This window comes from Chlamydia sp. 16-02 (assembly GCF_042235055.1).
Lineage (GTDB): Bacteria > Chlamydiota > Chlamydiia > Chlamydiales > Chlamydiaceae > Chlamydia.
Map to the genome: position 1 here is coordinate 103,318 of NZ_CP114172.1, position 15,932 is coordinate 119,249.

The following is a 15,932-nucleotide window of genomic DNA, read 5'->3' on the forward strand; positions in this document are numbered from 1 at the left end:
CATCAGTTAATATATTATTTTCTTAGGTGGGTTTGTTATGCAAAAAGCCCTTCGTCTGCTATTGAACTTGCATCATGGAGAAGAGAGGAGAGCACTTCTATTCCTTGTTTTAGGCTTAATCTGGGGAATAGGCTGCTACGGATCCCTGGCATTAAGCGAAGGGCTTTTTCTTGAAAATGTCGGGACCGAGGGACTCCCCTCTATTTACCTAGGTTCATCTTCCATTCTATGTCTTCTATCTTCACTTATTCTTTATAATTTATTCAAAAAAAGGGTTTCACCTAAAACATTATTTTTAATGCCTATAACTAGCATAATTGTTTGTAACCTCTATCTCCTTTGTTACGCAACAACATGTAGTGAAATCCCTTCAACACCTTTGCTTGTTTATCGCATGCTCTCTTGGAGCTTGATCATATTAGCGTATACAAATTTTTGGGGATTCGTAGATCAATTCTTTAATCTTCAAGATGCCAAAAGACATTTCAGTGTATTCAATGCCATTATATTTCTAGGGGACGCTATTGGTTCCGGTATCGTCAACCGCATCCAATATATAGGTATAGAAAGAATTCTAATACTCTTCATAGTCATTCTATTAAGTTGTTATCCATTAGTGCACTATGTGTCGAAATCTTTGAAAGAGTTATCAGAAGATCATGATCACTTCTTAGATACTGGTCACCCACCATCTGTATCCAAAGCTTTTAAACTCTGCTTGAAGGATAGTTATACTTTTTATCTGTTATGTTTTTATTTCCTAATGCAGCTACTTGCTATTGCAACAGAATTCAATTACCTAAAAATTTTTGAAACTCACTTTGCAGATGGAAATACATACGAACTTACAGCACATATAACTAAGTGGTCCTCATGGATTTCACTAACCAATATGTGTTTTGCTCTATTTGCCTATAGCAGAATAGTAAAGAACATAGGTGTGAATAATATCATCCTATTCGCTCCCCTATGCTTCACCAATCTATTCCTTTGTTGGTCTTTTAAAACCTCAATTGGAATTGCAACAATTGGTATGGTAGCTCGAGAAGGGCTCACCTATGCACTAGATGATAACAATCTACAGTTATTGATTTATGGCGTTCCAAATAGCATACGGAATCAAATTAGAATCGCAATAGAATGCTTTATTGAACCCATAGGAATGTTTGTATGGGCTCTGGTGTGTTTCGCTATTTCTTATCAATATACAGTTTGTCTTATTATATCTTTGATTACAGTAGTCCTCGCCTGTTTATTACGTTCATATTATGCACGGGCTATTCTAAGAAATCTCTCTTCCCAAGCCATTCATTTAAAAAAGACAATGTTGGAATGGATAAAAGCCATGACTTCAAAAGAGAGAAGACAAATTGAACTCCTATTACTTACACACCTCAAGCATCAACATGAACGACATCAAATATTCGCTTTTCAACATTTATTAAATTTGGGAAGCCGTAGTGTACTTCCTAGCTTACTAGCTCATATGAATAAACTAAGCTTGCCTAGTAAGCTAAAGACTATGGAAATGTTAAAAAATAGTCTCTGGGCCAGGGATTTTCTTACTCTAGAACTCCTTAAACGCTGGTCATCGACAACTCCACATCCTTCAATAGCCACAGGAATCCATCTTTATTTTGCAGAACACGATCTATTGCGAATATCTGATATTTCTGAAGATCTTTACGATGAACCGGGGGATAGACTTTTAGCCGCAATTCTTACAGTACGACGTCAGGAAATTAGTGGGCAATATCGTGATATTGCAGATTCAAGACTTAAGGAACTTCTTACTTCTACGGATCCTCAAATAGTATCCATTGGTCTTTCTATTTTAACTCTAGAAAGAAATCCTGATAATTTTCAAATTTTAATGGAGTTTTTAGACAACGTAGGCAATGAAATTTTCATTCAAACATGCAAAGCGTTACAAGCATCTGTAAAGGCTACTCATAAACCCTACTGTAAAAAATTGATACAAGTCTTAAAACAGAATGTTTATAACGATGAGGCTTGCTATTATCTACTAAAAACAATCGGAGTAATCTTAGACGCTTCACTAGTAAAAGACTTCCTTATCACCACATCTTTATTAAAAAGCGCATCTAGAAAACGTGCTGAGGCTATAATCATAGAACTTCCTAAAGAGACAGCAAACTCATTCCTTCAGATTCTTTCTGATAACAGCACACATAATCGGTGTCGAATTCTTGCCGCAAAAGCTCTCTGTAAAATTGATAATAAGCTATTCAAAAAGAATGCTTATAAAATTGTAAAATCTAAAGCACTCAAAGCAATTTTTTATGATTATCATAAAAATTATATTCAAAAATCCTATCCAAAATACAATCTCAGCCTATTGGTTAATACCTTAGAATCCAATTATCAATCAGAAGTTAACTTCATGTTTGAATTTCTAGGTATTTTAGGATCTGTAGAACATTCTGACATTCTTATAAGAGCCCTAACAGGGAAAAATAAAAAAGCAAAAGCTCAAGCTTTAGAATCTCTAGAGAAAAACTGTGAAGATTACCTATTTTCTCTAATCGATCCCTTTATTAATGATACAGGAAAGCGTAGTGAAAAATACTACCTGAAATGCGGGGTTATTCCTTTAACTTTAAAAGAGTTATTGAATATGATGGAAAATTCTCCTTCGTATTTAAGCAAACTTACATCGAGACAGTTAAAGGAAGAATTAGCAAACTGTGATGCTGATTTTCAACCAGCACCACCATATTCAACTTTAGATGAAGAGTATGATCATCATAATAAAGACGACTCTGACAGTCTAGTTCCCTTCTTTACTATTTAGCCAGGAGTCTCTTGATGAATCTAATTGACCGCGCCTTCCTTCTAAAGAAGAATCCTATTTTCAATTCTTTAGATATGGATGTTCTCTTAGCTATTTCAGATAAAACTGAAATTATGATTTTCAAACCTGGGGTGAAGATATTCTCGACAGAAGAACCTAGTTTCAGCCTATATATTATAGTAGAAGGCTACGTTAAAATTACTGAGAATAATTCCTCTTTATCGGTTACAATTTCTTCTCAGGATTGTTTTGGTGAAGAAAGTTTATTTAGTAATAAACTTCGAGAATATAACGCTGAAGCTATAACTCAAGTGCGGACGCTCATCTTAAGCAAAGGACAATTTCTTAGTATTGTTGAAGAATGCCCCTCCGTTGCCTTGTCACTTTTAGAACTCTACGCAAAGCAAATAACTTTTAGACACCCTTCATCATAGAAGCACATCTAAAAATACAATCTAGAAAATGAACTTGGAAAAATAAAACGAAACGGTGCGCTATTTTAGTGAAAAGATGATGCACTAAGGATACAAACGCACCCAGAAAAGGCATGTAGAATTACTAACCCTGACGTGTCTTAATGTATGTAATGACGTCGCCTACAGTACGTAATTTCTCTGCATCTTGCTCTGAAATTTCAAAGTTGAACTTTTCTTCCAAAGTCATTATCAATTCTGTTAAGTCTAAACTATCAGCATTAAGATCTTCGATAAATGAAGAATTTTCATTTACTTCACCCGCATCTACGCCAAGCTGCTCAACAATAATTGACTTTACATCATCTTCTAAACTCATTGCTATATCCTTATGTTTTATCTACACAATTATCTAAAATTTCCTGAAAAAGAGAAGAACAACTAGTATCACAAAAATCTAATTTTTCAATCCAGATCGTTTGTAATCTATTTAGTGTGTCATGCCTCCATCAACACTCACTACCTGAGAAGTGATATAAGAAGATAAGGGTGAGGCAAGAAATAGTGCAACATTAGCAATTTCTTCTGGGAAACCCATTCTCCCCATAGGAACATTTTTTAACCACTCTGTTTTTAAATTATCATTTAACACTTTAGTCATGTCAGTATCAATGCATCCTGGAGCTATACAGTTCACTCGAACATTTCTTGCAGCAACTTCCTTTGCTAAAGCCCTACTAAATCCTATAATACCTGCTTTTGCAGCTGCATAGTTAGTTTGTCCCGGACTACCCATTAAACCAACAACAGAACTAATATTGATTATGGATCCAGAACGAGCTTTAATCATAGAACGAATTACACTCGAACACACATAGTATAGCGAATTTAAATTCGTATTGATAACAGCAGACCACTCTTCTTCGGACATACGCATTAAAAGATTGTCTCGAGTAATCCCCGCATTATTTACTAAAATATCAATACTACCGTGTGCTGCAATAAAATTCTGAACAGCGTCTTTCACAGATTGATTATTACTAACATCAACTTTAGCAAAAGTTGTCGGTTTTCCTATTTTAGATAATTCTTCAGCAGCTTGTTTGCCACCTTCAACATTTAATCCCCATATTTCAACATCAGCACCCTGCTCAACAAAAAGCTTGGCTATGGCAAATCCTATACCTCTAGATCCTCCCGTAACGATCGCTTTTTTCCCCAACAACACATTATTCATACATTTATAGCTCCGCTAAAAAATTATTGATGCTCTCTACTGTGCCTAAACTTTTAATGGGTTTGTTTAACCCTATAGAACGATTTAAGCCCGCAAGAACCTTGCCAGGGCCTATTTCTAAAAATTCATCAACTTCTAAATCTATCTTAGAACAACTTTGATACCATAATGTAGGAGAAGTCATCTGCTTCACTAAACACTGACGAATTTCATCATTATTTGTTAAAAAATCTGCCACCACATTAGATGCGAAAGGTATTTCAGAACTATTCATATCTAAATTATATAAATAAGGAGCTAACTCGTCTTCTGCTGCCTGCATGAGCGGCGTGTGAAAAGCACCGAATACTTTTAACAAAATTGCTCTTTTTGCTCCTAAATCCGTAAATAATACAACAGCCTCTTCTATTTTTTCTCGCAAACCAGCAATCACAAGCTGTTTAGGAGCATTATAATTAGCAATCCAAATACCCTTTCCTAAACTTTCTAGATTTTGTTCAACAATATCTACAGTCAATCCAAGAATTGCTGCCATAGCTCCCGGGTTTTGTTGACAAGCTTGATTCATAAACTGAGCACGCTTACTAATGATATTAAAACCATCAATTGGAGAAATACGTCCAGAGGCAACTAGAGCAGTGTATTCTCCCAAACTTAATCCAGAAACTACAGCGGGTATTATAGAAGTTCTTGAAGCTAAAATTTTTATTACAGCTAAACTATGTAAATATATAGCTAATTGACTGTAAGCTGTTTCAAGTAATTTTTCTTCAGGTCCATCAAACATAATTGAAGACAAAGAAAAGCCTAATGTCTCATCAGCTAAAGTAAATATTTCAGCAGCTTCTGGATAATGCTCTACCAAATCTTTACCCATACCAACATATTGACTACCTTGGCCTGGAAATAAGAATCCTATTTTTCTCATCATGAATTAACCTTCTACCTGCTGTAAAACAACTGCTCCCCAAGATAATCCACCTCCAAAAGCAACTAGGAGCAGATATTCTCCAGAATTAATTACATGTGATTGCAATAATTCATCTAGAGCTATGCACACAGAAGAGGCTGCCGTATTTCCATACTTGGACAAAGTTTTGAATACTTTAGCCTCGTCTATTTCGAAACGCTTAGCTATAGCATCGATAATTCTTTCATTAGCTTGATGTGGAACTAACCAGTCTATATCACCTTCTGCTAGACCCGCCTCAGCAATACATGTTTTAGCTGCAGACTCCATACGTCTTACTGCATGCTTAAATACTTCTTTTCCTTCCATGGCAATAAAATGCTTGCCTTCTGCTACAGTCTCCATAGAAGCAGGAATACGACTCCCTCCGGCAGGCAAACTTAATAAATCTGCCACACTTCCGTCAGCTCCTAAATTTACATTAGTGATTTCTAAAGCTCCTGGACGGCTTTCTCCAATAACACAGGCAGCCCCCCCATCACCAAAAAGCACACAGGTGTTTCTATCTTCATAATTTACAAAAGAAGAAAGTTTATCTGCTGCAATAAGCAAAACATTGTTGTACATTCCTGATTCAATAAAGGCTTTAGCTACTGATAAACCATATAAATAACCAGTACAAGCAGCCATACAATCAAATGCAGGAATTTCTTTTATTCCCAAATAAGCCTGAGCCAAAGCTGCGCTAGACGGAAAAATATGATCGGGAGCTGAGGTGGAAAAAATAATGCATTCTATTTGGTCTTTTGTGAGACCAGCTTTCTGGATTGCTTTCTCTGCTGCTTTAGCTCCCATAATCGATGTATACTCACCAACTGCAGCAATACGTCTTTCTTTGATTCCGGTTCTTGTTACTATCCATTCATCAGAAGTATCTACCATCTGTTCAAGATCAGAATTAGATAGGATTTTTTCGGGTAGATAAGAACCCGTAGCCCAAATAGATGCCTTTCTTGTTTTTTTCACACACAACCACAAATAAAGAAAAAAGCTAGTATACTATTCAAAGAGTTTATACCCTAACTTTTATTTTGGGTATATAAGTCCCTTCTGAAGCCCTAAGACGAAACAAAAAAAATATGGATAGTTTAAAATGTTAAAGTACCCAGATTATTTATCCAAATTGATCTCTTTTCTTAGGAAACTTCCAGGAATAGGATTTAAGACAGCGGAAAAATTAGCCTTTGAATTGTTGGACTGGGATCAAGATCAACTAGAAGCTATGGGTCAAGCTTTTTCTGAAGTGTCTTCGGCGCGAAGTCACTGTTCCACCTGTTTTTCTTTGAAGAATTTTCCAGATAGTCATTGTGAGTTCTGTCAAACCAACCGTGACACCTCTAAATTATGCATCGTAGCAACTCCTAAAGATATTTTTTCTTTAGAACGCTCTCAAATTTTCAAAGGTCATTATTACGTCTTGGGAGCACTATTATCTCCAATAACAGGAAAAAATATTGATTCAGCAAGAATGGATTTATTGAAACAGCGTATAGAATTTTTAAAACCAAAAGAAATCATTATAGCCTTAGACGCTACTCTAGAAGGAGACGCTACCGCTCTTTTTTTAAAACAAGAGCTTGCTCATTCTTCAGTTTCTATTTCTCGTTTAGCTTTAGGCTTGCCAATCGGGTTGTCTTTTGATTATATAGACTCGGGAACCCTTGCCAGAGCATTTTCTGGAAGAAATCCATATTAAACTTGAAATAAAATTTTTCTATTTTTAAATTTTTTTGGCTATAAAAACATAAATACCTTTAGAAGCACTGTAAATACTCAAGATAGTAAGATCTTGTTAAAAAACATCCTAGTCCTTATTTTTGTGCTTACTTCAATAAACAAGTTTTTCTGTCCTAGGGGAAATTCTTTCGAATGTTCATGATACGAAATAAAGTTATTCTGCGGTTTACTGTTTTGGCGCTAATCCAGGCCCCATTGGCTCTAGTGGCTACAGAAACAGTTAAGGAAGGATATACACTAGTTGAATCTATTACGATTACGACCGAAGGTGAAAATTCTTTAAACAAACATCCACTACCAAAACTAAAGACGAAAAGTGGGGCCTTGTTTTCTCAAGCAGACTTTGACGAAGATCTACGGAATCTATCTAAGGACTATGATAGAGTGGAGCCAAAAGTTGATTTTTCCAATGGAAAGACTACCATCTCTTTAGTTCTTGTTGCCAAACCTTGTATTCGAAAGATTTGTATTACAGGAAATGAAGCCGTACCTAATCATAAGATTCTTAAAACTCTACAAATCTACGAAAATGATGTATTTGATCGAGAGAAGTTCTTAAAAAACTTTGACGAACTTAGAGTTTACTATCTTAAACGTGGCTATTTCGAGTCTAATCTATGCTACGACTTAGATCATAACGAACATCGTGGCTATATTGATATCACTGTTCGAATTCAAGAAGGTCCTTGTGGTAAAATTAAAAAATTAGAGATCTGCGGTCTTAATAGATGTGAAAAGGCTGATGTCAAAGAAATCATCCTTACTAAGCAGTACTCAAAAACCACTAGTTGGTTTACAGGGAGTGGTTTATATCATCCAGATGTCGTTGAACAAGATTCATTTGCAATTACTAATTACTTACATAATCTAGGTTACGCAGATGCAACAGTTACTCCAAAACGTGAAGTTGATGAATGTGGAAATATCATACTTTATATGGATGTAGACAAAGGTCCCCTTTATACCTTAGGACATGTTCATATTGAAGGATTTAATCTGCTACCTAAACGACTCGTAGAAAAACAATTGTCTGCGGGTCCTAATGATATTTACTGTCCAGAAAACATATGGGACGGCGCTCAAAAAATTAAAAATATCTATGCTAAATATGGATATATCAACACTAATGTTGATGTGACTTTTTCTCCTCACGCGTTACGTTCTGTTTATGATGTGACTTATCAAGTAAGTGAAGGTTCTCCTTATAAAGTTGGTTTAATCAAAATTACGGGAAATACTCATACAAAACACGATGTTATCCTACACGAAAGCAGCCTATTTCCAGGAGATACTTTCAATAGACTAAAACTTGAAGATACTGAACAACGTTTAAGAAATACGGGTTATTTTCAAAGTGTCAGTGTTTACACGGTACGCTCTCAATTAGATCCTTTAGATAATTCTGAAGAATATCGTGACATCTTCATAGATGTTAAAGAAACCACAACAGGAAACTTAGGGCTATTTCTAGGATTTAGCTCCTTGGACAATTTGTTTGGAGGAGTTGAATTATCTGAAAGTAATTTTGACCTTCTGGGTATTAGACATCTATTCTCTAAAGGCTTTAAATGCTTAAGAGGTGGTGGAGAATATCTATTTCTGAAAGCTAATTTTGGAGATAAGGTTACTGATTATACTGTCAAATGGACTAAGCCTCACTTTTTAAATACGCCATGGATTCTAGGTGTTGAGCTTGATAAGTCAATCAACAGAGCTCTCTCTAAAGATTATTCTGTTGAGACTTATGGTGGAAATGTCAGCACCACATACATCTTAAATCAACAATTAAAATATGGAATCTATTATCGCGGCACTCAGACTAGCTTACATAAAAAGAAAAGGAATCAAGCAGGACCAGATCTTGCTGCTAATAAAGGTTTCGTATCTGCTGCTGGTGTAAATTTAAATTATGATTCTGTAAACAATCCTAGAAATCCAACTACAGGAATACGCAGTGGTATAAACTTTGAAGTTTCTGGTCTTGGTGGTACATATCATTTTACAAAGCTCTCCATAAACAGCTCAATATACCGAAAATTAACAAGAAAAGGTGTATTGAAAATTAAAGGAGAAGCCCAATTTCTTAAACCGTTTGGCGATACAAATCTAGAAGGTATTCCCATTAGTGAACGTTTCTTCTTAGGTGGGGAAACTACGGTTCGTGGATATAAGCCATTTATCATTGGTCCTAAATTCTCTCCTACAGAACCTCAGGGAGGTTTATCCTCTCTCCTACTTACTGAAGAGTTCCAATATCCTTTAATCAATCAGCCTAACGTTAGTGCTTTTGTTTTCCTAGATTCAGGATTTATTGGACTTAAAGAATACACTATCCGATTAAAAGATCTTTGTGGTAGTGCAGGATTTGGTCTACGCTTCGACGTAATGAACAACGTACCTGTTATGTTAGGTTTTGGTTGGCCATTCCGTCCTACAGAAGTATTTGAAGGTGAAAAGATCGATGTTTCACAACGTTTCTTCTTTGCTTTAGGAGGCGTCTTCTAAATATAGCTAAGCAAGAAAGTAAAAGAAACTCTAAATCTTTGGTTGTCTTCAGAGAGAGCTTTTGCTAATCTAAAGCTCTTCATCTCTTAGATCTTATAAAGGTTAATATGAAAAAATCATTACGCTCTGTTTTTCTAGCTTTACTAACTTTAGCAGGTACACAACAAGTTTTTGCTGACAACGACTCTCTTGAGGGTAATTTAGGCGTCGTTAGCTTAAAGCGTTGTTTAGAAGAATCTGCTTTTGGGAAAAAAGAAACAGAAGAACTTGAAAATATGAAGCAGCAGTTCTCAAAGAATTCTGAGAAAATGGAAGAAGAACTGACAGCACTTTATAATAAGTTACAAGACGAAGATTATATAGAGAGTCTCTCCTCTTCAGCTGCTGATGAACTAAGAAAAAAGTTTGAAAGCCTCTCCGCAGAATATAATGCTTTACAGTCTCAATATTATCAAATGTTGAACCAAAGCAATATGAAAAGAGTGCAGAAATTGATACAAGAAGTAAAAAAAGCTTCTGAAGTAGTACGTATAAAAGAAGGTTTACTAGCTATTTTGAATGATGAAGTAGTCCTATCCATTGCTTCTAGTGCTGATAAAACTAATGAGATTATCAAAATTCTTGATGAATCTTTCAAAAATAATTAAGATACCTCAAGAACCAAGGAGTTTTGTATGCCTCAGGAACAGGTTTATACTCTTCAACAGTTAGCAGACTTATTAAAAGTTGAAGTTCAGGGAAATACAGCAACTCCTATTTCTGGTGTCGAAGAAATAAGTGAAGCTCGAGCTCATCATGTTACTTTTTTAGATAATGAGAAGTATTCTCGTTTTATAAAAATTACTGAGGCTGGGGCTATCATCCTATCAAAAGCTCAAGCTCAAAAGTATGGGCATTTAAACAAGAACTTTCTTATAGTTTCTGAGTTCCCATCAATAGCTTTCCAGAAATGTATAGAGCTATTTATCCCTCCTGTTGAATCAGGATTTCCTGGAATCCACCCTACAGCTATTATTCATCCTACAGCCCATATCGGCAAAGATGTCTGTATAGAACCCTATGCTGTTATATGCCAACATGCTTATATTGGGGATTCTTCATATATTGGAGCAGGGAGTGTTATAGGGGCATATTCTAGTCTTGGAGAAAGTTGTCTTGTTCATCCTAAAGTAGTTATCCGTGAACGTGTTGAAATAGGCAAAAGGGTCATTATTCAACCCGGAGCTATTATTGGATCATGTGGCTTTGGCTATATAACTAATGCCTTTGGTCGTCATAAGCATTTAAAGCACCTTGGCAAGGTAATTATCGAAGATGATGTTGAAATAGGAGCAAATACTACAGTAGATAGAGGTCGTTTCAAAAATAGTATCATACGTGAGGGTACAAAAATTGATAATCAAGTTCAAATAGCTCATCACGTCGAGATAGGGAAACATAGTATGATTGTTGCCCAAGCAGGAATCGCAGGCTCTACGAAAATTGGTAACCACGTCATTATTGGCGGGCAGACAGGAATTACAGGTCATATTTCAATAACGGACCATGTAATTATGATGGCTCAAACAGGAGTTACTAAATCTATTTCTTCTCCAGGAATCTATGGAGGAGCTCCGGCACGCCCTTATCAAGAAATTCATCGTCAAATTGCAAAGATCCGCAGTCTACCTAAATTAGAAGAACGTTTAGGATTATTGGAAGAAAAGATAAAGGGATTATCAGAAGAATCCGAAGAAGCACAAATAATCCCTTAGTTGGGTTATATTTTCATTGTTTTAAAGCGTCTTTTCAAAGTTAACATTTTGATTACATTTTTATTGATAATTGCTGGACTAACTTTTCCTGCGGAAATTAATCGAGTTAAGGCCTTTATACCTTCTCCTAGCTCCTTCAAACTAGAAAAAGTAAAACACTCAACTCCATAATTTAATGCTTTAATCGTGTTTTCGACATTCGTAAGCATAGAACATCCCATAAATTTCACACTGGAAAAATCCACGTCTATAGCTAGACCACGAATAGTATTTGCCAAGCTGTAACGTAATGCTATAGGACTCGGTGTAGTTGTTGTAGAAGAAAAATCACAATGATGTAATTTTCCTTGTATACTCCCCGAATGTTTTAATCCTCTGATCAATTCAGAATAATTAGTCAAATCCATACTCACAATTTCTTTAAAAATTAAAGAAATAGCAACTCCGTAATCTTTGAGCAGTGTTCCTATATTGACTCCTATGTCGTATAGATTTTCACAATCCATCAAAGATAAGTTCTGATATGATAAATAAAACTGTAAACTATGAGATATAGAACACCCTAAAAGTAATGGAATTGTCAGAGATTTATTGAAATCATGAATGTATCTACATTGCTTTTCAAAAGAACCGCAAGATAATAATACACCACCTAAGCCACAATTCTCTTCAATTTGGTTTATAGTTGTAGTGAAGTCATCCCATTCTAAACCACAAGAAGGGGCATAAAAAAATAATTGAGCTAATTTCCTATCTATTGAGGTAAGCATCGAGAATAACTCTTTAGTCTCCTCTAACTCCTCATTTTTATACGGCATCCATTGGGTTTTTTTTAAATAATTACTAGCATCCTCTCTTCCACGCTGAAATTCTTGAGCTGAAGTAACAACTCGCTTCGTTATGGTTAATAATTTTTTCTTTAATTCATTATCTTTCTTATTATTGTTGTTATCACGAGAATTCGGGTCTCTCATGACACCATCTATCTGTTCCACATAAAAATGATTCTGACGATTTAGTCTGCTAAAAACGTCCATGTGTCCACAGTCCTTTACTTCTTGGTCGGAAATATACAAATGGGAAGATATTAAAGATTTTTCTTTTTTTTAAAAAACTTAATTACTTTTTTGGTCTTGTCTTTTCAAATCCATGACTTTATAATGGGGTGAACTTAATCCTTGACGCAACTCTCGTATCAAGTATGCCCGACTCTTCTCATTACAATATCGCCTCTATCGAATCGGACGAGGCTACAATAAAAAATATTATTGCTATATACGGCGTGGACCGGTGTCTAAAGTTCATCAAAAATATGTTATTAATTCGCGAATTTGAAGCTCGCGGTGAAGAAGCATATTTAGAAGGATTAGTTGGTGGTTTCTACCACTCCTACAGTGGTCAAGAGGCTGTTGCTACTGCAGCATTAGCCAATACAGGGTTAGATCAATGGTTTTTCTCATCCTATCGTTGTCATGCTCTAGCAGTATTATTAAATATTCCCCTACGCTCACTCGCAGCAGAATTATTAGGGAAAGAAACGGGTTGTGCGCTAGGTCGAGGCGGATCTATGCATATGTGTGGTCCAAATTTCCCCGGGGGATTTGGTATTGTAGGAGGGCAAATTCCTTTAGCTGCTGGAGCAGCATTTGCTATGAAATATCGCGGTGAAGATAAAATTTCTCTAGGGTTCATTGGAGACGGTGCCGTTGCTCAAGGAGTATTTCATGAAACATTAAATTTTTCTTCTCTACACAGCCTTCCTCTTATGCTTGTTATAGAAAATAATGGTTGGGGTATGGGGACAGCTCTTAATCGTGCTATTGCGAAGCAACCTATAGGAGAATCTCAGGGATCTTCTTACGGAATACGTTCATTTACTTTAAATGGTTTTGATCTTTTTAATTGTCTTCTAGGCTTTAAGGAAGCTTACGAATACATGCAAAAGACACATCTTCCTGTTCTTGTCGAATGTCTATGCTCACGATTTAGGGGACACTCTATTTCTGATCCTAATCTCTATAGAAGTAAAGAAGAGATGCAATGTCTTATAAAAAAAGATCCTATTACTTTTGCTAAAAATTGGTTAATCCAACTGGGAGCACTTTCAGAAGAAAAATTTCAAGAGCTACGTCAGGAATGTAAGAATGAAGTCTTGCAAGCCTTCACTGAAGCAAAATCAGATCCAGAACCAGCGATTGCCACATTAGAAGAAGGGGTTTATGCCTAAGTACGTTACATTAGAAATCCGAGAAGCTATTAGAGAAGCTATTGATGAAGAAATGGCCAGGGATCCTAATGTATGTATACTAGGAGAAGAAGTTGCCGAATATAACGGTGCCTACAAAGTTACAAAAGGACTTTTAGATAAATGGTCACCATCAAGAGTTATTGATACACCAATCAGTGAAGCTGCCTTTACAGGTATTGGTATAGGAGCCGCTTTAACAGGCCTGCGTCCAATTATAGAATTTATGAGCTGGAACTTCTCTTTAGTCGCCGCGGATCAGATTATTTCTCATGCTGCAAAAATGCATTACATGACTGGTGGAAAATTTTCAGTTCCTATTGTATTCCGTGGACCTAATGGAGCCGCAGCACAAGTATCTTGTCAGCACTCTCATTGCGTAGAAGCTCTATACGCTAATATTCCAGGTTTAATTGTCATTTCCCCTTCAAATCCTTATGATGCTAAAGGATTATTAAAATCCGCAATTAGAAATGATAATCCTGTTCTTTTCTTAGAAAATGAGTTGGAATACAATCTCAAAGGTGAAGTTCCTATTGAAGAATATTTAGTTCCTATTGGGAAGTCTCATATTATTGAGGAAGGTAAAGACCTGACAATTATTACTTACGGCCGTATGGTTTCTGTAGTAAAACAAGCTGTAAAGGTAGCCAAACAACGTTACGGTCTTTCTGTAGAAATTATTGATCTACGTACAATTAAACCTCTAGACATCTCTGGAATATTTTCTTCAATAAAGAAAACAGGAAATTGTATAGTTGTAGAAGAGGGTCACTACTTTGCAGGAATCTCTGCGGAAATCATTACTGAAATTACAGAACACGTTTTTGATTACCTGGATAGTCCTCCTTTAAGAGTGTGCCAAAAAGAAACTCCTATGCCTTATAACAAGACGCTAGAACAGACAACTCTCCCAAATGTAAATCGTATTTTAGATACTATCGAAAAAATCATGAGGTAAATTTGTGATTTCTCTATTAAAAATGCCTAAACTCTCTCCAACTATGGAAATTGGCACAATAGTAAAGTGGCATAAAAACAGTGGTGATAAGATAGGATTTGGTGATGTTCTCGTCGAAATATCAACCGATAAGGCTGTTTTAGAACATACAGCATCTGAAGAAGGCTGGTTTCGAGAATGTCTTATTAAAGAAGGCACAAAAGTACAAATAGGTACACCCATAGCTGTCATATCTTCTGAAAAAGATGAGTCTTTCAACTTAGAGGAATTACTTCCAAAATCTCCGATTTCACAACCTTCTACAGAGAATAACGAACAAGAAGAAAAATCTGTATCCGATATATCTCATCAAGGTTCCTCAATGATGGTGGCTTTTGGATTTAAACCCGAACCTCCCCTTTCTGAACCTCTATCCCTAAAACAAGCTTCTTCAAAATCCCCAGTTTCTCCTTTAGCTAAACGCGTAGCCAAAGAAAAAAATTTGGATATTTCTGGAATTAAAGGTAGCGGTCCTGGAGGACGTATAGTTGAAAAAGATCTTGAAAAGGCTCCCGCCAAAGGTATTGCAGGCTTTGGTTATCCTGAAGCTCCTGAAGTCCACCCAGGAGCGTATCATGAAGAAACTCTCTCCCCTGTTCGAGAAATTATTGCACAAAGATTACAAGCTGCAAAAACTTTCGTTCCCCATTTTTATGTACGGCAAAAAGTTTATACATCTCCACTATTATCCCTACTTAAAGAATTGCAAATTCAAGGAATCAAACTTTCTATTAACGATTGTATTGTTCGTGCTTGCGCTTTAGCTTTAAAAGAGTTTCCAGAAGTAAATTCAGGATTCAATAGCGTGGACAATAAAATTGTACGTTTTGAAACTATTGATATTTCGATAGCTGTAGCCATTCCTGACGGTGTAATTACTCCGATTGTACGTTGTGCTGATCGTAAGAATATTGGAATGATATCTGCAGAAATTAAGAGTTTAGCTTCTAAAGCTAAATCTCAATCCTTAAAAGAGGAAGAGTATAAGGGTGGGTCCTTTTGCGTTTCTAATTTAGGTATGACAGGAATTACCGAATTCACAGCAATTATTAATCCTCCCCAAGCCGCTATTCTTGCTGTAGGTAGTGTTCAAGAAGAGCCTGTGGTAATGAATGAAGATATTGTGATTGGTTCTACATGCATGTTGACATTATCCATAGATCATCGTGTGATCGATGGTTATCCCGCAGCGATGTTTATGAAACGTTTACAGAAGATATTAGAGGCACCCTCTGTACTTCTATTAAATTAAGACA

At 36.0% G+C, this 15,932-nt stretch carries 14 protein-coding genes; 9 read left to right on the forward strand and 5 right to left on the reverse strand.

Going from position 1 to position 15,932, the window contains the following annotated elements; all coding sequences use genetic code 11:
- Nucleotides 1–37 precede the first annotated feature (37 nt).
- Both O1W70_RS00400 and O1W70_RS00405 read left to right on the forward strand, forming a co-directional pair.
- A complete protein-coding gene (locus O1W70_RS00400; protein WP_213240885.1) occupies nt 38–2,815 on the forward strand; it encodes a hypothetical protein in 2,778 nt (925 codons plus the stop codon).
- A gap of 14 nt (nt 2,816–2,829) precedes the next feature.
- Nucleotides 2,830–3,249, forward strand: coding sequence for a cyclic nucleotide-binding domain-containing protein (locus tag O1W70_RS00405; RefSeq protein WP_213240883.1), 420 nt, complete (start codon nt 2,830–2,832; stop codon nt 3,247–3,249).
- Nucleotides 3,250–3,373: 124 nt separating this feature from the next.
- Here O1W70_RS00405 and acpP read toward each other — a convergent pair whose 3' ends face one another.
- From acpP to O1W70_RS00425, 4 genes are all read right to left on the reverse strand, one after another.
- The gene (gene acpP, locus O1W70_RS00410; RefSeq protein ID WP_213240881.1) at nt 3,374–3,607 is read right to left on the reverse strand and encodes an acyl carrier protein; all 234 of its coding nucleotides are present in this window, start codon (nt 3,605–3,607) and stop codon (nt 3,374–3,376) included.
- Nucleotides 3,608–3,718: 111 nt separating this feature from the next.
- Complete coding sequence (gene fabG / locus O1W70_RS00415) at nt 3,719–4,465, reverse strand: 3-oxoacyl-ACP reductase FabG (RefSeq protein WP_213240879.1); 747 nt, start codon at nt 4,463–4,465, stop codon at nt 3,719–3,721.
- A 4-nt stretch (nt 4,466–4,469) separates the two neighbouring features.
- Nucleotides 4,470–5,396, reverse strand: a complete 927-nt coding sequence (gene fabD / locus O1W70_RS00420) for an ACP S-malonyltransferase (RefSeq protein WP_213240877.1) — start codon at nt 5,394–5,396, stop codon at nt 4,470–4,472.
- Nucleotides 5,397–5,399: 3 nt separating this feature from the next.
- On the reverse strand, nt 5,400–6,401 hold the full coding sequence (locus O1W70_RS00425) for a beta-ketoacyl-ACP synthase III (protein WP_375797239.1): 1,002 nt from the start codon (nt 6,399–6,401) through the stop codon (nt 5,400–5,402).
- 127 nt (nt 6,402–6,528) lie between these two features.
- Here O1W70_RS00425 and recR point away from each other — a divergent pair, with 127 nt between their 5' ends.
- From recR to lpxD, 4 genes are all read left to right on the forward strand, one after another.
- Complete coding sequence (recR, locus tag O1W70_RS00430; RefSeq protein WP_213240872.1) at nt 6,529–7,131, forward strand: recombination mediator RecR; 603 nt, start codon at nt 6,529–6,531, stop codon at nt 7,129–7,131.
- Nucleotides 7,132–7,304: 173 nt separating this feature from the next.
- Complete coding sequence (gene bamA / locus O1W70_RS00435) at nt 7,305–9,677, forward strand: outer membrane protein assembly factor BamA (RefSeq protein ID WP_213240870.1); 2,373 nt, start codon at nt 7,305–7,307, stop codon at nt 9,675–9,677.
- 107 nt (nt 9,678–9,784) lie between these two features.
- Nucleotides 9,785–10,324: an OmpH family outer membrane protein gene (locus O1W70_RS00440; protein ID WP_213240868.1), complete on the forward strand. Its 540-nt coding sequence runs from the start codon at nt 9,785–9,787 to the stop codon at nt 10,322–10,324.
- 27 nt (nt 10,325–10,351) lie between these two features.
- Entirely contained in the window at nt 10,352–11,431 is a 1,080-nt protein-coding gene (gene lpxD / locus O1W70_RS00445; protein ID WP_375797240.1) for a UDP-3-O-(3-hydroxymyristoyl)glucosamine N-acyltransferase, read from the forward strand.
- A 5-nt stretch (nt 11,432–11,436) separates the two neighbouring features.
- Here the strand turns inward: lpxD and O1W70_RS00450 are convergent, their stop codons facing one another.
- On the reverse strand, nt 11,437–12,468 hold the full coding sequence (locus tag O1W70_RS00450; RefSeq protein WP_213240864.1) for a hypothetical protein: 1,032 nt from the start codon (nt 12,466–12,468) through the stop codon (nt 11,437–11,439).
- Between the two features lie 164 nt (nt 12,469–12,632).
- On the opposite strand from O1W70_RS00450, the gene pdhA reads away from it, so the two are divergent.
- Genes pdhA through O1W70_RS00465 form a run of 3 tightly spaced genes read left to right on the forward strand, consistent with a single transcriptional unit; the run spans nt 12,633 to nt 15,928 of the window.
- Nucleotides 12,633–13,658 carry a pyruvate dehydrogenase (acetyl-transferring) E1 component subunit alpha gene (gene pdhA, locus O1W70_RS00455; protein ID WP_213240862.1) on the forward strand — a complete coding sequence of 342 codons (1,026 nt, stop codon included), beginning with the start codon at nt 12,633–12,635 and terminating at the stop codon, nt 13,656–13,658.
- Nucleotides 13,651–14,637: an alpha-ketoacid dehydrogenase subunit beta gene (locus O1W70_RS00460; RefSeq protein ID WP_213240860.1), complete on the forward strand. Its 987-nt coding sequence runs from the start codon at nt 13,651–13,653 to the stop codon at nt 14,635–14,637. The genes pdhA and O1W70_RS00460 overlap by 8 nt, the downstream gene beginning before the upstream one ends.
- 4 nt (nt 14,638–14,641) lie before the next feature.
- Entirely contained in the window at nt 14,642–15,928 is a 1,287-nt protein-coding gene (locus O1W70_RS00465; protein WP_213240858.1) for a pyruvate dehydrogenase complex dihydrolipoamide acetyltransferase, read from the forward strand.
- Nucleotides 15,929–15,932 lie beyond the last annotated feature (4 nt).